Raw genomic sequence first — 20,242 nt, 5'->3', positions numbered from 1 at the left:
GGCGCGCGGCCGGGTCAGTCCCAGGCCGGAACCATCCCGCGGCCGTAGCGGGCCCCGAAGCTCCCGTTCGGGAGGGCGGCGCGGACGGCGGCGAGATCCTCGGCGGTGAGCTCCAGCTCGGCGGCCGCCGCGTTCTCCTCCACCCGCGAGACACTGCGCGTGCCCGGGATCGGCACCACGTAGCCGCGCTGCGCGAGCAGCCACGCCAGCGCGAGCTGAGCGACCGTGACGCCCTTCGACGTGGCCAGCGCACGCAGCGTCTGCACGGCTTCGAGGTTCTTCTCGTAGTTGCCCGGCTGCCACCGCGGGTCGAGGGCGTTGCGCATGTCGGTCGGGTCGTACTCGCTCGCGGGCTTGACCGCACCGGTCAGGAAGCCCCGCCCGAGCGGCGAGTACGCGACGAAGCCGATCCCGAGTTCCTCGAGCGTCGCGAACAGCGGCTCGACGTCGCGCTCGAAGACCGAGTACTCGGTCTGCAGCACCGACACCGGCTGCACCGCGTGCGCCCGGCGGATCGTCCGCGGCCCGGCCTCGCTCAGACCGAAGTACCGCACCTTGCCCGCGTCGACGAGCTCCTTGACCGTGCCGGCCACGTCCTCGATCGGCACGGTCGGGTCCACCCGGTGCTGGTAGAGCACGTCGATCGTGTCGACGCCGAGGTGGCGCAGGCTGTTGTCGGCGACCTCGCGGATGTGGTCCGGGCGGCTGTCGTAGCCGAACTCGCGCGTGTAGCCGAACTTCGTCGCGATCACCACGTCGTCGCGGAAGTCCTTCACCGCCCGGCCGACGATCTGCTCGCTCTCGCCCCAGCCGTAGAGCTCCGCGGTGTCGAAGAACGTGACGCCGAGCTCGTGGGCGCGCCGGATCGTCGCGATGCTGGCCTGCTCGTCACTAGGGCCGTACGCCATCGAGACCCCCATCGCGCCGTAGCCGAGCGCGGAGACGGTGAGCCCCTGGGTACCGAGTGAACGCTGCTGCATGATGCCTCCCGGGCGTCAAACCAAACGGTTTGGTTTGACCGTACCCCCGATGGCACCGACCGCCAAACCGAACGGTTCGGTAGGCTGCCACCGTGATGTCCGACTCCACCCGTGAGCGCATCGTCGCGGCCGCGCGCGCCGAGTTCGCGCAGTACGGCATCGCCGGGGCCCGGGTCGCGCGGATCGCCGCGAACGCGAAGACCAGCAAGGAACGCGTCTACGCGTACTTCAGCAGCAAGGAAGACCTATACCGGCTGATCACCGCGGAAGAGCTCGGAGCGATCGCGCGGGCCACCCGGATCGACGTCACCGACCTGCCCGGGTACGCCGGCCGGGTGCACGACTACTTCACCACCCACCCCGAGCGGGCCCGGCTGCTGGCCTGGGGACGGCTGGAACTGGGCACGACCGAGGGCGATCCGCTGCGGCGGGCCGTCGCCGGCAAGCTCGGGCAGCTGCGCAAGGCCCAGGAGGCCGGCCGGCTCGATCCGGCCTGGGACCCGGTCGACGTCCTCATGCTGATCAACCAGATGGCGATGACCTGGGCCGACCAGCCCGACTTCGTCGCCGCGGTGCCCGAGCCGGAACGCGCCGCCTACCTGGCCGCGCGCCGGGCCGCGATCGTCACCGCCGTCGAACGGCTCTTCCCCGCTACCGCCCCTGCTCCAGGGCCTGTTTGAGCCAGCGCGCGGACGAGCTGACGTGCAGGAGCGCGGCGGCCCGCGCCAGCTCCGGATCGCCGCTCGCCAGCGCGTCGTAGATGGCCTGGTGCTCGGCGAGCGTGTTCGCGGCCGCGTCCGCGCTCAACAGGCCGCGCCACACCCGCGCCCGCGCCGTGCGCCCCGACAGGCCGTCCAGCACCGACGTCAGCGACTGGTTGCCGGTGGCGGCCACCACGGTCCGGTGGAAGTCCATGTCGTAGCGCACGAGCTCCTCGGCGTCGGACGCCGCCGCACGCATCTGCCCGAGCAGGAACTCCAGCTCCGCGAGCTGGTCCGGCGTGATCCGCAGCGCGGCCGCGGACGTCGCCGCCGGCTCGAGCATCGACCGGATCTCCATGACCTCCAGGAGCGTGTCGTCCCGGAGCAGGTCCACGGCCGAGCCCAGGCCGGCCAGCAGCAGGTGCGGCGCGAGGCTCGTCACGTATGTGCCGTCCCCGGGGCGCGCGTCGAGCACCCGGGCGAACTGCAGCGCCTTCACCGCCTCGCGCATCGAGTTGCGCGAGATCCCCAGCTCCGCCGCGAGCTGGTTCTCCGGCGGCAGCCGGCTGCCCGGCACGAGCTCGCCGGACTGGATCAACCCGCGGATCCGGGTGATCGCGTCATCGGTCAGCGACAGCTCCCCCACCTCCCACGTCAAACATCCTAGGGCTACAGCGCCCGGAACGAACTTAGAGCAGAAAAGGCCGCGGAAACAGTTCCATCGCTCCGAGGGATGGTGTAAACCTCGGATGGCTCACCGCTGCCTGAGAGGCAGGTCACGCAGCAAAGGCCGCGTTTCCAGAAATCGCTCGGAGGATTGCCTGTGACAGCCACGTTCACCGAGGTCGACACGTACGACGTGCGCTTCCCCACCTCCCGCTTCCTCGACGGTTCCGACGCGATGAACCCGTTCCCCGACTACTCGGCCGCGTACGTGGTGCTGCGGACCAGCGACGGCGACGAGGGCCACTCGCTCGTCTTCACCGTCGGGCGGGGCAACGACGTGCAGGTCGCCGGGGTCCGCGCCCTCGCGTCGCTGGTGGTCGGGCTCGACGTGGACGAGGTCCTCGACGACCTCGGAGCGTTCTCGCGCCGGCTCGCGGGCGACAGCCAGTTCCGCTGGCTCGGCCCCGACAAGGGCGTCATCGGCATGGCGGCGGGCGCCCTCGTCAACGCGGCCTGGGACCTGCGGGCCCGGCGCGCGAACCAGCCGCTCTGGCAGCTGCTCGCGAGCCTCTCCCCCGAGGAACTCGTCGGCCTCGTCGACTTCCGCTACCTGCGTGACGCGCTGACCCCGGAGGAGGCGCTGGAGATCCTGCGCAAGCCCGGCCGGGAGGAGCGCGCGACCCAGCTCCTCCGGGAGGGCTACCCCGCCTACACCACCACCCCGGGCTGGCTCGGCTACGACGACGAGAAGCTCGCCCGGCTCTCCAAGGAGGCCGTCGCCGACGGCTTCGCGATGATCAAGCTCAAGGTCGGCGGGGACCGCGAGGCCGACCTGCGCCGCCTGCGCATCGCCCGCGACGCGGTCGGACCCGACCTGCCGATCGCGGTCGACGCCAACCAGGTCTGGGGCGTCGGCGAGGCGATCGAGTGGATGGCCGACCTCGCGCCGTACCGTCCCTACTGGATCGAAGAGCCCACGTTCCCCGACGACATCCTCGGCCACGCCCGCATCCGCGAGGCCGTCCACCCGATCCGGGTGGCGACCGGCGAGCACGGCGCCAACCCGGTGCTGTTCAAGCAGCTGCTCCAGGCCGGCGCGATCGACGTCGTCCAGATCGACGCGACCCGGGTCGGCGGGATCAACGACAACGTCGCGATCCTCCTGCTGGCCGCGAAGTTCGGGGTGCCGGTGTGCCCGCACGCCGGCGGCGTCGGCCTCTGCGAGATGGTGCAGCACCTCGCGATGTTCGACTTCGTGGCGGTGAGCGGCACCCGGGACGACCGGATGATCGAGTACGTCGACCACCTGCACCAGCACTTCGTCGACCCGGTCGAGATCCGCGGCGGGCACTACGTCGCCCCGGTCGCTCCCGGCATCGGCGCGCGCATCCACGAGTCCTCGCTCACCGAATTCACCTATCCCGATGGCCCCGCCTGGACCTGATCGCACCGACGAAGGAGTCACCCGTGCGAATGCTTCGTCTCTTAGCCGTCGCCGCTGCCGCGACCGTGCTCGCCGCCTGCAACTCCTCCAGCGGCGGAACGAGCACCGATCCCGTCATCGGCTCGGACTACCCCCGATCGGACACCGACTTCTGGAACGCCTACGTGCGTTACAGCCCGCAGGAGGCGGAGAAGCTCGGCATCAAGAACCTCAAGACGACGAACTCCGAGAACGACGTCGCGAAGCTCACCGCGAACGTGCAGACCCTGCTCAGCCAGGGCGCGAAGGGCATCGTCATGGCCCCGCAGGACACCGCGGCCGTGGCCCCGACGCTCCAGCAGCTGGAGTCGAAGAAGATCCCGGTCGTCACGATCGACACCCGGCCCGACACCGGCAACGTGTTCATGGTCGTGCGCGCCGACAACCGCGCCTACGGCGAGAAGGCCTGCCAGTTCCTCGGCACGAAGCTGCAGGGTAAGGGCAAGGTCGTCGAGCTGATGGGCGACGTCGCCTCGATCAACGGGCGGGACCGCACCGAGGCCTTCGACGAGTGCATGAAGAAGAACTTCCCCGGCATCACGGTCTTCGCCGAACCGTCGAAGTGGGACGGCGCCACCGCCGCCAACCAGCTCCAGACGCGGCTGGCCGCGCACCCGGACATCAAGGGCATCTACATGCAGGCGAGCTTCGCGCTCTCCGGCACCCTGCAGGTGCTCAAGCAGCGCAACCTGCTGGTGGCCCCGGAGGACCCGAAGCACGTCTTCATCGTCTCCAACGACGGTATCCCGGAGGAGCTCAAGGACATCGAGGCCGGTCAGATCGACGCCACGGTCTCCCAGCCCGCCGACCTCTACGCGAAGTACGGCCTCTACTACGTGCAGCAGGCGATCGCCGGCAAGAAGTTCCAGCCCGGCCCCACCGACCACGACAGCACGATCATCAAGGTCCGCGACGGTGTGCTCGAGGACCAGCTGGCCGCGCCCCTGGTGACCCGCGACGGCGCCACGATCGCGGGCGAGAAGACGCTGAAGTTCGACGACAAGACGCTCTGGGGCAACAGTGTTAGTTGAGGCCGCCGGAATCACGAAGCGTTACGGGACCACCGTGGCGCTTCGTGACGCCGGGCTCGTCGTGCGGGCCGGCGCCACGCACGCCCTCGTGGGGCGCAACGGCGCCGGCAAGTCGACGCTCGTCAGCATCCTGACCGGGCTCCAGGCACCGGACACGGGGACCGTGCGGTTCTCGGGTGAGCCCGCACCGGCGCTGGCCGACCGCGACGCCTGGCGGCAGCGCGTCGCCTGCGTCTACCAGAAGTCGACGATCATCCCGACGCTGACCGTGGCCGAGAACCTGTTCCTCAACCGGCAGCCCGGCCGCCTGATCAAGTGGCCGACGCTGCGCCGCGACGCCGCCGAGCTGCTCGCCACCTGGGACGTCGACGTCGACGTCACCCGGCCGGCCGGTGACCTCACGGTCGAGCAGCGCCAGCTGGTCGAGATCGCGCGGGCGCTCTCCTACGACGCCCGGTTCATCATCCTGGACGAGCCGACCGCGCAGCTGGACGGCCCGGCGATCAACCGGCTGTTCGACCGCATGCGTGGCCTGCAGGAGCGCGGGATCACGTTCCTGTTCATCAGCCACCACCTGGAGGAGATCTACCGGGTCTGCGACGAGGTGACGGTGTTCCGCGACGCTCAGCACATCGTCACCGCGAAGGTCTCGGAGGTGGCGCCGACCGAGCTGGTCGCGGCGATGACCGGCGACGCGACGTCGCTCACCGAACGGCCGTCGCGGCCGCCGCTGCCCGAGCACACCCCGGCCGTGCTGGAGGTCCGCGACCTCGACGGCGTGTCGTTCACGGTCCGGGCCGGGGAGGTCGTCGGCCTCGCCGGGGGCGGCGGCAGCGGCAAACGCGAGATCGCCGAGACCGTCGTCGGGCTGCGTCGCGCCCCGGCGGGCACGATCGAGGTGGCGGGCCGGCCGCTCAAACCGGGGAGCGTGCCCGCCTCGCTCGCCGCCGGCGTCGGCCTCGTCCCCCAGGACCGGCACACCGAGGGGTTCGTGTCCGACCTGTCGATCGCCGAGAACCTCACGATGACGATCCCCCGCCGCCTCGGCCGGTTCGGGATGATCTCGCGCACGCGGCGCGACCGCGTGGCCTCCGTGCTCATCGAGGACCTCGCGGTCAAGACACCCGGCCCCGAGCTGCCGGTGTCCGCGCTCTCCGGAGGCAACCAGCAGAAGGTCGTGATGGGCCGGGCGCTGGCCAACGACCCGAAGCTGCTGGTGCTGATCCAGCCGACGGCCGGCGTCGACGTCCGCTCGAAGGAGACGTTGCTCGGCGTCGTCGACCGGGTCCGGGAGGGCGGCGCCGGTGTGCTCGTCGCGTCCGACGAGCTCGACGACCTGCGCACCTGCGACCGCGTGCTGGTCCTGTTCCAGGGCCGGCAGGTGGCCGAGTTCGGCAGCGACTGGAGCGACCACGACCTGGTCGCCGCGATGGAAGGGCTAGACCTCGATGACGAGTGACACATCCGCCGCCGCCGCTTCGGCCGGCGCGCCCGCGCGGCCACCGAAGTCCGGCGGGCCCGGCGCGAGCACGCGGAGGCTCCAGATCGCGCGGTTGCGTGATCTCGCGCTGGTGCCCGCGATCATCGCGATCGCGATCGTGGGCTACTTCGTGAACCCGGTCTTCCTCAGCTCGACGAACCTCGTCAACATCCTCCAGACGATGGCCGAGATCGGCCTGCTGGTGCTGGCCCAGACCCTCGTGCTGATCGCCGGCAAGATGGACCTGTCGCTGGAGTCGACGTTCGGGCTCGCGCCCGGCCTCGCCGCCTGGCTCGTCGTCGAACCCGGCGTCACCCACGGCCTCGGCGCCGTGCCGGACTGGGCCGGGGTGCCGATCACGCTCGCCGCCGGTGCGGTGATCGGCCTGATCAACGGGTTGCTGATCGTCCGGTTCCGGCTGCACGGCTTCGTCGTCACGCTCGGCATGCTGATCGTGCTGCGCGGCCTGCTCACCGGTATCTCCGGCGGCCAGACGTTCTTCGGGCTCCCGCCGTCGATGATGTACCTCGGCTCCACGGTGTGGCTGGGCGTTCCGGTGAGCGTCTACGTCTGTTTCGCGCTGTTCGCGGTCGGCATCGCCGCCCTCGGGTACACCCGGGTCGGGCGCTCGCTCTACGCGATCGGCGGCAACCCCGACGCGGCCCGCGCCGCCGGTATCCGCACCGACCGCGTCCTCTGGATCGTGCTGGTGCTGGCCAGCGTGCTCGCCGCGCTCGGCGGGCTCATGCTCTCGGGCCGGCTGGCGTCGGTGGCCGCCGCCCAGGGCAACGGCGCGATCTTCACGGTCTTCGCCGCCGCGGTGATCGGCGGCGTCAGCCTCAACGGCGGCAAGGGCACGGTGTTCGGCGCGTTCACCGGCATCCTGCTGCTCTACGTCATCCAGAACGTGCTGACGCTCGCGGGTGTCCCGGCCCAGTGGATCGCCGCGCTCAACGGCGCGATCATCCTCTGCGCGCTGATCATCTCGCGGATCACCAGCGGCCGGGCCCAGGAATGAACACGGACCTCCCGCTGAGCGCGCTGGGTCTCGGCGCGGCCGCGCTCGGCGGCGAGTACGGCCCGATCGACACCGCGGTCGCCCACGCCACCGTCCGCACCGCGCTCGACGAGGGCATCACGCTCATCGACGTCTCGCCGTACTACGGCCGGACCGCCGCCGAGACCGTACTCGGCGACGCGTTGCGCGGGGTCCCCCGCGACGCGTACGTACTGGCCACCAAGGCCGGGCGCTACGACGTCGACGAGTTCGACTTCAGCGCGGAGCGGGTCGTGCGCAGCGTCGAGGAGAGCCTGCGCCGGTTGCGCACCGACCACGTCGACCTGATCCAGTGCCACGACATCGAGTTCGGCGACCTCGACCGGATCGTCACCGAGACCGTGCCCGCGCTCCGCGGCCTGCAGGAGAAAGGCCTGGTCGGGGCGGTCGGGATCACCGGCTACCCGCTGCCGGCCCTGGTGTCGGTCGCCGGGCGCGTCCCCGTCGACACGGTCCTCTCCTACTGCCACTACACCCTGCAGAACTCGACGCTCGGCGAGCGCCTTCCGTTCTTCGCCGACCGCGGCGTCGACGTGCTGAACGCCTCGCCGTTGAGCATGGGGCTGCTCACCGACGCCGGCCCGCCCGGCTGGCACCCCGCCCCCGCGGCGGTCCGTGCCGCCTGCGCCGAAGCCGCGGCGCACTGCCGGGAACGGGGCACGACGATCGTCGATCTGGCGTTGCGTTTCGCCGTGGGTCTGCCCGGGGTGGCCTCGACGATCGTCGGCGCCGCCGACCCCGAGTCCGTGCGCCGCAACGTGCGCTGGGCCACCGGGCCGCTCGACGAGCAGTTGCTGGGCGAGGTGCGCGCCATCCTCGCCGGGGTGCACGATGTGGATTGGCCGGTGGGTCTCGCGCAGAATAGGTGACCGTGCAACGCATGGTGAGCGCCGCGAAGGAATGGCTCGATTCGCTCGACGACACGCAGCGGGCCCAGGCCGCGCTGCCGTGGCCCTCCGAGGAGGACCGGCACCGGTGGTTCTACACGCCGGTGGACCACGGAGGGCTGCCGCTGGGCCGGATGAGCGCGGCCCAGCAGAGCCTCGCGATGCGGCTGCTCGCCACCGGGCTGTCGGACGCCGGGTACGCGACCGCGTCGACGATCATCAGCCTGGAGAACCTGCTCGACCGCGACGAAGGGTGGGTGGTCACCCGGGGCTCGCGACGCCGGCGCGATCCGCAGCTGTACTGGGTGCGTGTGTTCGGTGAGCCGGGCGGGTCCGGCCCGTGGTCGTGGCGCTTCGGCGGCCACCACGTGTCCGTGCACCACCTGGTCGTCGACGGCGTGGTGCGGGCCAGCACGCCGTGTTTCCTCGGGGCCAACCCGGCCGACTCGCCGCTGCTCGGCGGGCACCTCCTCCGGCCGCTCGGCGCGGCCGAGGATCTCGCGCGCGACCTCGTGCGCTCCCTCGACGAGGAACAGTTCGCGCGCGCGTTGCTCACCACCGTGGCGCCGGACGACATCGTCAGCCGCAACCAGCCCCGCGTGCGCTTCGCCGGCGCCGATCCGCTGAGCCTCACCCCGTTCGCGAAGGGCCTGCCCGCGACGGCGTTAACGGAGCCGCAGCGCGACCAGCTGCGTCGTGTGCTTGGTGTTTTCCTCGACCGGATCCCGGCCGAGCTGGCGGAGCGGGAAGCAGCGAAGTTCGCCGGTGACCGGCTGGGGGCCGTGCACTTCGCGTGGGCCGGGGGCACGGAGCGCCGGCAGCCGCACTATTACCGCCTGCAGGGGCCGCGGCTGCTCGCCGAGTACGACAACACACAACGCGACGCGAACCACATCCATACGGTGTGGCGGGATCCGGAAGGCGACTTCGGCGACGACGTGCTCCGTAACCACATAGCCGCGCATCACCGCGCCTAGTTTGTGGGCTTTTCGTCGATCGTGGCGACGTCGGGGGTTCGCGAGGCGGCGAGGTCCTGGCCGGTCGGGGCGGTATTCGACGGGATCGATCCGGGTGTCCGCGGCCTGGTGGTGATCGGGGTGCATCGGGGTGGCGCCGCGTGATCGCGCTCGGGGCCACCGGTGCGTTGACGGCCGGTGCGTTGACGGCCGGAGCGTTGACGGCCGGGAGCGGCGGGATCGGCGTGGTTCTCCAGGGAGCCACTGTGTTCGCCGATCTGCTCGGCGAGGTTGCCGCCGTAATGGGCGTAGTGGGCGATGCCCGAACTCGGCGTCGGCGCCGGCGCCGGCGCGGCAGTCAGCCGAGTGCTGCGCGACAGGAGCGCCGCTCGGGAGGCCGTCCGGGAAGTCGTCAGCGGCCGATCGGAGCCGCTGAGGGCGGAGGGCCAGGCCGAATGCCGCACGCCTAGCGACTGGTACCTAGCCGTTTCGGCCCTGTACGTCCCACCCGCCACAGCTGCCTCAACCGCCCCTAGGACCTGCCCTCACGCTGCTCGTGCAGGGGGTTCGGGAGGGGCTACCGTCGAACTCGACCGTGAAGTGTCGGTCGATTCCAGCATCGTGCGTGCTCATCAGCACGCCGCCGGGCGCGACAGGTGCGGCCGGATCTCCCCCGCGCCGAGCCAGCCGGGTGCGGCCGGATCTGCCCGGCGCGGGGGCCCGTGTGAGCGGCCGCGGGCAGAGCGAGCCAGGAGACCATGCCATCGACCGGTCCCGCGGCGGGGCTTCGACGAAGCTGCATGCGCCTGCGACGGGCGCGCCAGCCGCTGACGGTGGTGTTTGACCGGCGGGAACGTCAATGATTGCACTGTGTTCGAGCAGGTGATGACGGGTGTGTCGTTTCCGCAGCCCGGCCGATCCGGGTGCTGGCTGACAGGGCTACTCCAGCCGCGCGATCCATGCTTACCTGCGACAGCACCGCGGCCGGACCGGTGGGCGGCCACCAGTCTTCGACCGGGTCGCCCACCGCCGCCGCAACGCCGTCGAGCGCCGTTGCGCGACCACCGCCAGAACCGGTTGTGGACGGTCTTCCACGGCCCGTACCGCTCCGGCAGATCCCGCCACGCCACCCCGGTCTTGGCATTGAACAACATCCCGTTGATCACCCGTCGGTCGTCCACGCGCGGACGACCCGACGCACCCGACGCCGGCAACAACGCAGCAATCGCCTGCCACTGCTCGTCAGGCAGCTCATGCCTACGCACCACAAACCGACATCCAACCAGCCAGCACCACTACTCAGCAGCACCCACTTTGAGGACAGGCCCTAGCGGACTCAGCCGCCTCAGCCGTCCCACCGACGACGCCGCCCCGCGGGTGGCCCGCCGGCCGGGGCGTTGCCCGGCGCGGGAGGCGTCGACGGTGAGCCCGGTCCTAGGAGAGCTTCGGGACGGCCGTCGCGAACAGGTCGACTATCGACTTGCGGTCGGTGACGTCGTGGGCGTAGCCGTACGCGGCCGTGAAACCGAGGTCGCGCATCGCGCTCGCGTCGCGGACGATGTCGTCGGCGGTGGTGGTGGGGTCGATGCCGAAGATCGTGGTCTTCTCGATCGTGTCGTAGTCGCGGCCGACGTCGTCGCAGTGGCGGCGCAGCACGTCGAGCTTGTGGGTCACGGTCTCCGCGTCGCCGGCGATGTTGCACTGGTCGGCGTACTGGGCGACCAGCCGCAACGTGCGCTTCTCGCCCCCGCCGCCGATCATGATCGGCGGGCGCGACTGCAGGTTCTGCGGCGAGTTGAGCGTGCGCCCCAGCTGGTACCACTTGCCGTCGAACGGCTCCTCGGAGTCCGACCACATCTGCAGGCAGATGCGCAGGGCCTCCTCGAGCCGCTCGAACCGCTCGGTCACCGAGGGGAACGCGAACCCGAGTCCGCGCGACTCGTCCTCGTTCCAGGCGGCGCCGATGCCCAGCCCGGCGCGCCCGCCGGTGAGCACGTCGAGCGTCGAGATCTGCTTGGCCAGCAGCGCGGGCTCGCGGTAGATGACGCCGGTGACCAGCGTCGAGAGCCGGGCCTTCTCGGTGTGCGCCGCGAGGAAGCCCAGCGTGGTGTACGCCTCGAGCATCTCGTGCTCAGCCGGGCCGACGCCCTGGATCTGCCAGAAGTGGTCCATGACCGTGATCCGCGTGACTCCGGCCGCCTCGGCCTCCCGCACGTGCTCGGCCAGCGCGCGACGAAGCTGCGCCGGACCGGAGTCCCAGGTGAAGTCAGCGATGTGCAGTCCGAGTTCGATCATGGCACCGACGCTACGACCTAGAGCGCGCTCGAAGTCAACGCCCCGCGCTAGCCTTCTGCGCTTCCGAAGAGACTCCGGAGAGCGTCATTGCGGTACGTGCCCCGGCTGCGCTGGCGCGCCCACTCCTTGCCTTCTGCAGCGATACCTTCCAATACGTGCAGAGTGTTGTTCAAGCCGGCGGAATCCAACGTCAACTCGCGCGCGATGTCCGCGTCCAGGTGGTCCTCGTCGGGAACCTCCGAGGCGACCACCTCCTCCTTGATCGGGTCCCCGTTGATTAGCGTCAACTCGAAGATCTGGCCCCGCGCATCGGTCTCGGTCACCTGCACGGACGCGATCGCGTCGAAACGATAGTTCGCCCGCTGACGGGTGCGGCGGGTCGCTCTCGCGAGGTCGATCTCCGCGGCGACCTGGCGCACGCCGTCATGTGTGAGCAGGAAGACACGCACGCTGTAGCGCTCGTACCGCCACGTCCCCCGACGCATCCGGGCCCGCCGGCGCGACGATTCCGCCTTCGCTTCGAGTACCGCGTGGGCGATCACCTGGCTGGGAAGGAGCTTGTACCGCTCCAGCGCCGCCGTGATCAGCAGCTTGCGGTCGCAGTCCAGCCAGGCGGCCATCTCCGGATCGGTCGGACGATCCCGCAGAACGTCGTTCCACCTGCGGTACTCCACGAGGTCACGAGCGAACTGCGCCACCGCCTCGGCGTTCTCCGCGGCCACCAGCCTTTTGTCCACCGCGACCCGGATTCCCCATCGAGCCGCGAGCACCCCACTGCCAAGGGCGCACAGCACGGCGACCAGACCGCGCAGGGGCTCTCCGGACACGGCGAGCCAGATCAACAGGCCTCCGCCGAAGGCCAGCAGCACACCGCCCAGCAGGAGAAGAGCAAGTGCGGTGATCGCGCGGAATCGTTTCGCGTACCCCGGTAGGGTGCCGTCTCGGTAGCGCCGAGCGACGTCCTCAGCCCGGAATTCGACGAGCCACCGCAACCGCTCCGCCGACACCCGGGACTCGCGGTACTGCCGCACGATGTCGTTGCGCATCTTCCGCCGCACCGCTGCGGTCCTGCTCGACCAGTGCGATGCGTCCGCGTCCGCCGGCATGTGTTCGCGGAAGTACTGAGCGAAGTAGCGGTCGATCTGCCGGGTGAAGCCCACGCGCGTGAGCTCGGGCAGCAGTTCCACTTCGGTCCGCGGGCGGTATCGGTACTGTGCCGCGCGCACGTCCGGTCGGGTGCGATGAATCCGCCAGTCGGCCGTTCCGGAGGCGTAGGCGAAGACCCCCAGTGCGACCGCGAGGATCGGCAGGATCGCGCTCCACGGCTGCGTTCGAAGCGCGATCCACGCCAGATACCCGGCTCCACTGGTGAACAACGCGCACGCGGCCGCCGCCTTCACGAGCGCAATCCGCGCAGGTCCCGGCTCCATGGGCGCGGGTCGCGGTCGCACCGGATCCGCTTCGAAGAACTTCCAGACGCGTTCGGTCCGGTCGTTCGCGAATTGATCCGCTCTGGCTTGCGCGGCCGTCGCCTCCCACAGGGCGTCGCGGCTCGCCCCTTCCAGTAGAAGCTCGAGGTGCCGCAGAATCTTGCGGCGCGGTACGTCCGGCAGGGTCTCGATCTCCTTCGCCGCACAGGCGCGGTCGCCAGGATTGTTCAACAGATTCTCGATCGTGCGGAGGCCCTCCGCCCATTCGTCGTCGCCCTCCGGCTGAATCCACTCCTGCGCCAGCTGAAGTCGTCGCACCTCGTGTTCATCCAGCTGGTGGACCGTCCGGCCGCTGAAGAACGCGAGTAGCCAATGGAATCGCACGGAGTTGTTCAGTAAGCCGCGCGCGCGTGCTCGCGAGATGGTGTCCAGCGCGGTGTGCGGCGTGCCGTCGTCGAGCTGGGCGACACCGATCCCGAATTCCTTCTCGGGCGGATCGTCCGGACCGAGCTCGTACCGGTTGAAGTCACCGTGGACGACCGTCGCTTCGACATCCTCCGCGTAGATGTTCTGCGCTTGCACACCGACGAGCGAGTCCTTGGCGACGTTTGTGTTCACGGCCGGTTCTCGGCCAACGCGATGACCGCGGCCACCGCGGTGCTCAGGTCCGTGAAACCGGAGACCAGGCCGCTCAGCCGCTTCAGCGCGATCACGAGCCGACCGCGGCCGGTCGGGCCGTCTTTCGCGGCCGCGTCGGCCGTGCCTACTTCGGTTCGTGCGGCCTCGTACAGGTCGTCGTCCAGCCGGCCCTGCTCGTGGGCCGCTCGGAGGCCGGCACTCAACGATGTGATCTGCTCGCGGACGTCGCTCCCCGAGTGGGACAAGGCCACCTGGGCATTCGTCACCACCTGGCCTTAGATGCCGACCGTGCTGTTCTTGGCGATGTTCTTGTTCGACAGGTTCATGGAACGCTCCTCCGAGATGGCCGATCGGTCGGTGCGGCGTCGCGCGAGTTCGTCGGCCAGCGTGAGGGTGAACGCAGCCGCGTTCGCCGCAGCCACGGCCTGCCAACCGGCGCGGTCGGTCGCTTGCTTGGTGTCGTCGGCGAGGTCACTGATACCGCGGATCACTACGACCGGCAGCGACCGGGTGAGATGGGCGGCCTGGGCGATCCCGGCGCCCTCGGTCTCGACGGCCACCGCGTCGTTGTAGTGCTGCCGGATCCAGCGCATCTGGTCGGACTCGCTGGCGTAGTGCACGACCTCCCCGGCGGCGATCGGACCGAATCGCACCGTCGGCCTACCGCTGAGCTTCGGATTCGCCCATGTGCCCGCGCGGGCCACCCGGTGAGCGACCTGGTCGGCGCCGTGCTGGATCTGCAGCGTGTGCGGTCTCGCTTGCAGCCCGCTCCCAGCACTCGTGGCACCGTGGTAGGGGTACACGTGGGTGGCCACGACCACGTCGCCCAGACTCAGCTGCGGTTGAATACCACCGGCGATACCGCTGAACAGGATCGCAGCCGGATGGAACGCATTGATGGCCCGTTCGCCGATCACGGCGACCGCCTGGTTCCCTCGTCCTGCGAGCGCCAGCACGACTTGGTGGCCGCCCGCGGTGCGGCCGACCTCGAACTCGGTGTCGGTGACGCTCCGATAGGATCGTGGACCGATCAGATGGGCCCGCACTGCCTCGTACTCCACGTCGAGCGCGGTCAGGATCACCACCGGCGATGTGCTCATGGGTCGCTCCCTCCGGTTACGCGAGTGCCACCGAACGCAGGATCGGCGGATGGATCACGGTGGCCGGACCTGCGCGGTACAAGCGCGCCGGTCGACCGGTCTCGGGCTTTCGCGGTGACGTGTCCGCCGGCGCAAGAAGACCCGCCGCGGCTTTGACCTTGCGATAGAAGTTGCGTGGATCGACGGGCGCTCCCCACACCGCCTCGTAGACCTGCTGCAGCTCAGGAATCGTGAACTCGTCGCCACAGAAGGCGGTGGCGAGTGCTGTCGATTCGATCTTCGAGCGGGCCCGGTCGACGCCGTCGGCCAGGATGTCCGCGTGGTCGAAAGCGAGTGGAATGTCGCCACGCGCGATCTCGTCCACTGAGCACCACCGCGCCTCCGCCGCATCCGACCCAGCGATCGGATCCGGCAACCGCGGTGTGATCGCCAGGTACGCCACGGACACAACCCGTCCGCGCGGATCCCGGTCAGGTTCGCCGTAGACCCCGAGTTGTTCGAGGTGCAGGGCCCCGGCGTCGAGCCCCGCCTCCTCCCGCAATTCACGCTCGGCAGCCGCGCCGAGGCCCTCGCCCGCGTCACGGAGGAAGCCGCCGGGTAGGGCCATCCGACCGATGAACGGATCGACGCCACGCTCGACCAGCAGCGCCTGGAGCCGCGAGTCACGCAGGGTGAGGATGAGGAGGTCCACCGCGAGAAGGACCGGCGGGGGCTGCCATTGTTCGGCGTTCACGCAGCCAGGCTAGCTTTTTGTCAGACCGACAGGAAGCCTTTGCCTCCAATGTGGTACGAAAGCGCATCACTGTTGCTAGGTTCGCGAGGTGCGGAAGCTCATCGTCGCGGTGCACGGCGCCGATCCCGGTCCGCGTCTGTCGGCCCACACGCTCCGCGAAGCGCTCGGGTCCGTCGGGGCTACGGCGCTGCAGGTCAACGTCGACGACGAGGCGGTCGCGCCCGCGTTGCGGTTCGGGCCTGGGGCGCCGATCACCGCGCTCGTCAGCGTCTGGACCCACGGTGATCCGGGGGCCGTCGTGGCGACCGTGGCGGCCGCGGCCGGTGATGCGGAGCCGCACGCGTACCGGGTGAGCGAACGCGTGCGGCTCGATCCGGCGCCGGTGCCCGACGGGGAGCGTGCCGACGTGCTCGCGCAGGTAGCGCTGCTGCGCCGGCCGGCGTCGATGACGCGGGAGCAGTACCTGGAGTACTGGATGGTGCACCACACGCCGATCGCGATCCGGACGCAGGGCACGGTCTGCTACGTCCAGAACGTGGTCGAGGAGGCGCTGACCGCCGCCTCGCCGCCGGTCGCCGCGATCGTCGAGGAGCACTTCCCGATGGACGCGCTCACCGATCCGCACGCGTTCTACGACAGCCGCGGCGACGAGGCCGAGCTGCGCCGCCGCACCACCGAGCTGCTGGCCAGCTGCGCCCGCTTCGGCGCCGACCAGGGCCTGGACCTCGTCCCCACCAGCCGGTACCGCTGGGCTCTCCAGCCGGGTTCGACCAGGCGCGACTCGTAGGCCGGGATCACCTGGTGGCCGACGGCCGCCGGTCAGCGGATCGCTCAGGTGAACCCCGGCGGGCTGTCGCCGCCGGCCGGGTTCGGCGTCCTGGGCGTCACGACGGCCGCCACGCGGGCTCTGGCGGCGGCGGCGTTCAGCCGGCGTGACCCGTGATCACCTGCTCCACCAGCGTGTTCAGCTTGGCGCCGGTGGGCCAGCCGACGTAGTGACTCAGGAAGATCACGATCTCGCGCAGCTGTTCCTCGGTGAGCTCGCCGTTGCGGTAGGCAGCCGGCAGCTGGATCCCCAGCACGTCGAGCGTGCCGGTCGCGGCGAGCGCGCCGATGATCAGCAGCCGGCGGTCGCGGATGCTCAGGCCCGGCCGGTTCCAGATGTCGGCGAAGAGGTGGTCGACGGTGTAGCGCCAGAAGTCCCCGTCGCCGTCCTGGAGTTCGAAGCCGTACACCTGGGCCATGGTTTCCAGGCCGCGGCGGCGGTCGTCGGTCACGGGGCAACCTCCGGGAGGCCGAGCGCACGGCCGAGATGGGCGAGGGCGTACCGCGCGAGCGGAACGTCGACGTCGAGCTGGGCCGCGAGCTCCACCGCGAAGCCGAGGTCCTTCTCACCGAGCGTGCGTACGTGCGTGAAGACGCCGGTCCAGGGATCGTCGGGCGTCAGCGGCTCGCTGGAGCCCCGCAGCAGCACCGAGCCGGGCCCGCCGGTCACCGCGTCGGTGTGCCGGACCACCTCGCCCAGGGCCCGCACGTCCAGGCCCGCGGCCGACGCCAGCCGCTGCGCCTCGAACGCGGCGGTGAACGAGACGAACTGGAGGAGGTTGCGGGCCAGCTTCATCGCGGTGCCCGCGCCGACCGGTCCGGCGTGGACGATCCGGGTTCCCATCAACGCCAGCACGTCCTTCGCGGCGGCGAAGTCCTCGGCGGTGCCGCCGACCATGAAGGCCAGCGTTCCGGCGTCGGCGCCGATCACGCTGCCGCTGACCGGCGCGTCGAGGATCCGCGGACCGGCCGCGGACGCGAGCGCGGCCGGCGTCGGCGGGGCCACCGTCGAGTGGACGGCCACCAGCGGCCTCGCCCCCGACGCGACGATCTGCCCGACCACGTCACGCACCTGGTCGTCGTCGCGCACCATCACCGACACGAAGCCGACGCGGGACGCCAACTCGGCGACGCCGGTGGCCACCTCCGCGCCCTTCACCGCCGCGCACGCGCGCGGATCGACGTCGTGGACCACCAGCCCGCCGGGCCAGCGGAGCAGGCGCCGCGCCATCGGCGCCCCGATCGAGCCCAGCCCGACGAACCCCACCGGCGCTGTCACCGGACACCGGCCGTCATCGGGCACCGGCCGTCATCGGGCACCGGCCGTCACCGGCACGGCGGCGAACCCGCGCACGTTCGACGAGTAGAACCGCACGCAGTTCTCATGGTCCACCTCGACGGTACGCAGGCGGCGCACCACCTCGCGGAGCACGACCGCGGACTCCAGCCGGGCCAGGCTCGCTCCGAGGCAGAAGTGCCGGCCGCCGCCGAAGCTGAGGATCTTCGACAGCTCGTCGCGGCCCCGGGTGAGGTCGAACGAGTCGGGTGCGGTGAAGACCGCCGGATCGCGGTTCGCCGACCCCAGCGCGACGAGCAGCTGCGACCCCGCCGGAACCGTGACGCCGTGCAGGGTCACGTCCGCGACCACGTACCGCGCCAGCAGCTGGGTGGACGTGTCGTAGCGCAGCGTCTCCTCGATCCAGCCGGGGATCAGGCCCGGGTCGGCGAAGACCCGCCCGGTGTCGTCCCGGAGGTGGTAGATCGCGTTGCCCAGCAGCTTCGTCGTCGTCTCGTTGCCGGCCACGACCATCAGGAACAGGAACGCGACGACCTCGTCGTCGGTCATCCGGTCGCCGTCGGACTCGGCCGCGATCAGCGCCGACGTGAGGTCGTCGGCGGGCCGCCGGTGGCGCGCGGCGACCAGGTCCCGGTAGTACTCCAGCAGCTGGAACGAGGCCTCGATACCGGCCGGCGGCACGTCACGCAGACCGTCCTCCCGCTGCACGAGCAGGTCGGCCAGCCGGCGCACCTCGGCCCGGTCGGACTCCGGGACGCCGAGCATCTCCGAGATGACGTCCATCGGCACCCGGCCGGCGAGGTCGGCGATCCAGTCGAACGAGCCGTCGAGCTCGTCGAGGTACTGCTCGGTGATGCGCTGGATCCGCGGTTCGAGCTCCGCGACCCGCCGCGGCGTGAAGCCCCGGGACACGAGCCGGCGCAGCCGCGTCTGCTCGGGCGGGTCGAGCGCGAGGAACGACATCACCAGGTGCGCGTGCGGGTTCCAGGCGCTGGCGTCGAGCGTCACGCCCATCCGGTTGCTGTAGACCCCGTCGGCGCGCAGCGCGGCGTCGACGTCCGCGTGCCGGAACAGGACGTAGAAGTCGTGCTCGGCGTGGTGGTAGAGCGGGGCCTCGCGCCGCAGGTGCGCGTAGACCGGGTAGGGGTCGTCCTGGAGCCGGTGGTCGTACGGGTCGAAGTCCAGCACCACCCCAAAATAGAACGTGTTCTCATGCGCGGGCAAGGGCCGCGTGACGTCCGGCACGCCGGCCGAAGTACGACGCCTCCCCCAGCTGCGTGCCCGAGGAGTAACCGCGCCCGTCCACCGCGATGTTCGACGCGCACGCCCCGGCCGCGTAGGCGCCGGCCACCACCGAGCCGTCGGAGCGCAGCACCTGGCCGTCCGGTGTCACCCGCAGGCCGCCGCAGCTGAACCCGGAGTAGAAACACGCGCCGGGCGTGAGGTCGTACGCCCCCCAGGGGCCCTGGTCGAGCGGGACGACGTACTCGGAGGCCTTGTGGAACGCCGGGTCCTCCGGGGCGGCCGCGTTGTACGCGCCCAGGGTCTCCACCAGCGAACCGGCGGGCAGGCCGAGCCCGGCCTCCATCTCCGGGATCGTCTCCCAGCCGTCGACGAGCGGCTGGAAGCCGTAGCCGGGCCGCTCCATCGTCGCCGCGTCGAGGATCAGGTACGCGGCTTGGCCGGGCTGGTCGAACACGTAGGCCGCCACCCGCGAGTGGTAGGCGTCCTCGTTGACGAACCGGCGGCCGGCGGCGTTGACGACGACGCCGCGCACGTTGCCCTCGGGCGGATAGAACGGCGCGGTGAAGAACGCGCCCTCCATGTGGTCGGCCACGCCGCCCACCGACTCGCCGAGCCGGATGCCCAGCCCGTCGTCGTAGGTGTTGCCGAGGGCCATGCCCCGGGCGAAGAGCGCCCCGAGCCGCGGCGCGTAGGTCTCGACCATCGCGGGGTTGAGCACGAACCCGCCGGCCGCGAGCACGACGCTGCGGGCCCGGATCGCCCCGGCCTCGTCGAACCGCCGCCAGGTGGCGCCGGTGACGGCGTCGCCGTCGACCACCAGCCCGGTCGCACCGGTGTCGTACCGGACCTCCACGCCCAGCGCGTCGAGCTTCGCCAAGGCCAGTTCGACGACGAAGCCCCCGCCGCCCATGTCGCCCTCGAACGGCGGCTTGTGGCCCCGGGGCGCCGGCCGGGCGATCTCGGTGAACGGCCAGCACTTCTCGTTGCCGGTGAACATCAGGCCCTGCGTCCCGGGCTGCACCACGGCCTTGTGCGGGTAGTAGGAGCGCTCGAACGCGAACCCGAGCGACTCCAGCCAGCCGAAGTGTTCGACGCTGTCGGCCGCGTAGAGCCGGATCTTCTCCGGATCGCACGACGGCGACATCGCGCGCAGGTAGGCGGCCATGTCGGCCGGGGTGTCCTCCCAGCCGGTGGCCTGCTGCACCGCGGTGCCGCCGCCGAGGTAGAAGTGCCCGCCCGACATCGCGCTGGTGCAGGTCAGACGCCCACCCCGGTCGACGACGAGTACCCGGGCACCGGCGGTGGCCGCGTCGATCGCGGCGCTGACGCCGGCCATGCCCGCCCCGACGACGAGCACGTCGACCTCGTCCGACCACGCGCTCACCTCGTGCGCACCCACCGCCGGCACCGCGTCCACGCGCACCTCCGAGAACTAGA

The 20,242-nt window shown here is 70.9% G+C and carries 19 protein-coding genes and 2 pseudogenes; 9 read left to right on the top strand and 12 right to left on the bottom strand.

What is annotated here, in order from left to right; translation table 11 throughout:
- Positions 1-14: 14 nt before the first annotated feature.
- A complete protein-coding gene (locus CRYAR_RS20255) occupies positions 15-980 on the bottom strand; it encodes an aldo/keto reductase (protein WP_035853023.1) in 966 nt (321 codons plus the stop codon).
- Positions 981-1,075: 95 nt separating this feature from the next.
- On the opposite strand from CRYAR_RS20255, the gene CRYAR_RS20250 reads away from it, so the two are divergent.
- Positions 1,076-1,660: a TetR/AcrR family transcriptional regulator gene (locus CRYAR_RS20250; RefSeq protein ID WP_035853022.1), complete on the top strand. Its 585-nt coding sequence runs from the start codon at positions 1,076-1,078 to the stop codon at positions 1,658-1,660.
- Here CRYAR_RS20250 and CRYAR_RS20245 read toward each other — a convergent pair.
- Positions 1,632-2,318 (bottom strand): FCD domain-containing protein, encoded by a 687-nt coding sequence (locus CRYAR_RS20245; protein ID WP_035865408.1) that lies wholly within the window; start codon positions 2,316-2,318, stop codon positions 1,632-1,634. The two genes, CRYAR_RS20250 and CRYAR_RS20245, sit on opposite strands and share 29 nt — an antisense overlap.
- A 186-nt stretch (positions 2,319-2,504) precedes the next feature.
- On the opposite strand from CRYAR_RS20245, the gene CRYAR_RS20240 reads away from it, so the two are divergent.
- The 7 genes and pseudogenes from CRYAR_RS20240 to CRYAR_RS51335 form a co-directional block, all read left to right on the top strand.
- On the top strand, positions 2,505-3,791 hold the full coding sequence (locus tag CRYAR_RS20240; protein WP_245620485.1) for an enolase C-terminal domain-like protein: 1,287 nt from the start codon (positions 2,505-2,507) through the stop codon (positions 3,789-3,791).
- Positions 3,792-3,820: 29 nt separating this feature from the next.
- A complete protein-coding gene (locus tag CRYAR_RS20235) occupies positions 3,821-4,861 on the top strand; it encodes a sugar ABC transporter substrate-binding protein (protein ID WP_035853019.1) in 1,041 nt (346 codons plus the stop codon).
- Complete coding sequence (locus CRYAR_RS20230; protein WP_035853015.1) at positions 4,851-6,320, top strand: sugar ABC transporter ATP-binding protein; 1,470 nt, start codon at positions 4,851-4,853, stop codon at positions 6,318-6,320. The genes CRYAR_RS20235 and CRYAR_RS20230 overlap by 11 nt, the downstream gene beginning before the upstream one ends.
- Entirely contained in the window at positions 6,310-7,359 is a 1,050-nt protein-coding gene (locus tag CRYAR_RS20225; protein ID WP_035853010.1) for an ABC transporter permease, read from the top strand. The genes CRYAR_RS20230 and CRYAR_RS20225 overlap by 11 nt, the downstream gene beginning before the upstream one ends.
- Complete coding sequence (locus CRYAR_RS20220) at positions 7,356-8,267, top strand: aldo/keto reductase (protein ID WP_035853007.1); 912 nt, start codon at positions 7,356-7,358, stop codon at positions 8,265-8,267. Before CRYAR_RS20225 ends, CRYAR_RS20220 begins: the two co-directional genes overlap by 4 nt.
- Before the next feature lie 11 nt (positions 8,268-8,278).
- Positions 8,279-9,262 carry a DUF3500 domain-containing protein gene (locus tag CRYAR_RS20215; RefSeq protein WP_035865398.1) on the top strand — a complete coding sequence of 328 codons (984 nt, stop codon included), beginning with the start codon at positions 8,279-8,281 and terminating at the stop codon, positions 9,260-9,262.
- A gap of 739 nt (positions 9,263-10,001) precedes the next feature.
- Positions 10,002-10,129 (top strand): annotated as a pseudogene (locus tag CRYAR_RS51335) (transposase); the annotation flags it as partial.
- A gap of 161 nt (positions 10,130-10,290) precedes the next feature.
- Here the strand turns inward: CRYAR_RS51335 and CRYAR_RS49680 are convergent.
- The 6 genes and pseudogenes from CRYAR_RS49680 to CRYAR_RS20195 all read right to left on the bottom strand — a co-directional run.
- Positions 10,291-10,506 (bottom strand): annotated as a pseudogene (locus tag CRYAR_RS49680) (transposase); the annotation flags it as partial.
- Between the two features lie 169 nt (positions 10,507-10,675).
- A complete protein-coding gene (locus tag CRYAR_RS20210; protein ID WP_035865385.1) occupies positions 10,676-11,533 on the bottom strand; it encodes a TIGR03560 family F420-dependent LLM class oxidoreductase in 858 nt (285 codons plus the stop codon).
- Positions 11,534-11,583: 50 nt separating this feature from the next.
- Positions 11,584-13,584: a hypothetical protein gene (locus CRYAR_RS20205; protein ID WP_051570706.1), complete on the bottom strand. Its 2,001-nt coding sequence runs from the start codon at positions 13,582-13,584 to the stop codon at positions 11,584-11,586.
- Positions 13,581-13,871, bottom strand: a complete 291-nt coding sequence (locus CRYAR_RS49010) for a hypothetical protein (protein WP_211247552.1) — start codon at positions 13,869-13,871, stop codon at positions 13,581-13,583. The genes CRYAR_RS20205 and CRYAR_RS49010 overlap by 4 nt, the downstream gene beginning before the upstream one ends.
- Positions 13,872-13,880: 9 nt before the next feature.
- Positions 13,881-14,687 carry a 5'-methylthioadenosine/S-adenosylhomocysteine nucleosidase family protein gene (locus CRYAR_RS20200; protein WP_211247551.1) on the bottom strand — a complete coding sequence of 269 codons (807 nt, stop codon included), beginning with the start codon at positions 14,685-14,687 and terminating at the stop codon, positions 13,881-13,883.
- Positions 14,688-14,721: 34 nt separating this feature from the next.
- On the bottom strand, positions 14,722-15,438 hold the full coding sequence (locus tag CRYAR_RS20195; protein ID WP_035853005.1) for an NUDIX hydrolase: 717 nt from the start codon (positions 15,436-15,438) through the stop codon (positions 14,722-14,724).
- 88 nt (positions 15,439-15,526) lie between these two features.
- Between CRYAR_RS20195 and CRYAR_RS20190 the strand changes: the two genes are divergently transcribed.
- A complete protein-coding gene (locus tag CRYAR_RS20190; protein ID WP_035853003.1) occupies positions 15,527-16,225 on the top strand; it encodes an EthD domain-containing protein in 699 nt (232 codons plus the stop codon).
- A 136-nt stretch (positions 16,226-16,361) separates the two neighbouring features.
- On the opposite strand, the gene CRYAR_RS20185 is transcribed toward CRYAR_RS20190, so the two are convergent.
- The 4 genes from CRYAR_RS20185 to CRYAR_RS20170 are packed head-to-tail and all read right to left on the bottom strand — an operon-like array spanning position 16,362 to position 20,228.
- The gene (locus tag CRYAR_RS20185; protein ID WP_035852993.1) at positions 16,362-16,715 is read right to left on the bottom strand and encodes a carboxymuconolactone decarboxylase family protein; all 354 of its coding nucleotides are present in this window, start codon (positions 16,713-16,715) and stop codon (positions 16,362-16,364) included.
- A complete protein-coding gene (locus CRYAR_RS20180) occupies positions 16,712-17,542 on the bottom strand; it encodes an NAD(P)-dependent oxidoreductase (protein WP_035852991.1) in 831 nt (276 codons plus the stop codon). Before CRYAR_RS20180 ends, CRYAR_RS20185 begins: the two co-directional genes overlap by 4 nt.
- 30 nt (positions 17,543-17,572) lie before the next feature.
- Positions 17,573-18,748 (bottom strand): cytochrome P450, encoded by a 1,176-nt coding sequence (locus CRYAR_RS20175; protein ID WP_245620482.1) that lies wholly within the window; start codon positions 18,746-18,748, stop codon positions 17,573-17,575.
- A gap of 22 nt (positions 18,749-18,770) precedes the next feature.
- Positions 18,771-20,228, bottom strand: a complete 1,458-nt coding sequence (locus CRYAR_RS20170) for an FAD-binding protein (RefSeq protein WP_211247550.1) — start codon at positions 20,226-20,228, stop codon at positions 18,771-18,773.
- Between the last annotated feature and the right edge of the window lie 14 nt (positions 20,229-20,242).

It is taken from the genome of Cryptosporangium arvum DSM 44712 (assembly GCF_000585375.1).
GTDB lineage: Bacteria > Actinomycetota > Actinomycetes > Mycobacteriales > Cryptosporangiaceae > Cryptosporangium > Cryptosporangium arvum.
This window is presented reverse-complemented; position numbering and strand designations above follow the sequence as displayed.

What these genes read in the sequence shown, in the direction of transcription:
- CRYAR_RS20255 (WP_035853023.1), bottom strand. Translation starts at nt 980, where the DNA reads ATGCAGCAGCGTTCACTCGGTACCCAGGGGCTCACCGTCTCCGCGCTC.
- CRYAR_RS20250 (WP_035853022.1), top strand. Translation starts at nt 1,076, where the DNA reads ATGTCCGACTCCACCCGTGAGCGCATCGTCGCGGCCGCGCGCGCCGAG.
- CRYAR_RS20235 (WP_035853019.1), top strand. Translation starts at nt 3,821, where the DNA reads ATGCTTCGTCTCTTAGCCGTCGCCGCTGCCGCGACCGTGCTCGCCGCC.
- CRYAR_RS20225 (WP_035853010.1), top strand. Translation starts at nt 6,310, where the DNA reads ATGACGAGTGACACATCCGCCGCCGCCGCTTCGGCCGGCGCGCCCGCG.
- CRYAR_RS20220 (WP_035853007.1), top strand. Translation starts at nt 7,356, where the DNA reads ATGAACACGGACCTCCCGCTGAGCGCGCTGGGTCTCGGCGCGGCCGCG.
- CRYAR_RS20215 (WP_035865398.1), top strand. Translation starts at nt 8,279, where the DNA reads ATGGTGAGCGCCGCGAAGGAATGGCTCGATTCGCTCGACGACACGCAG.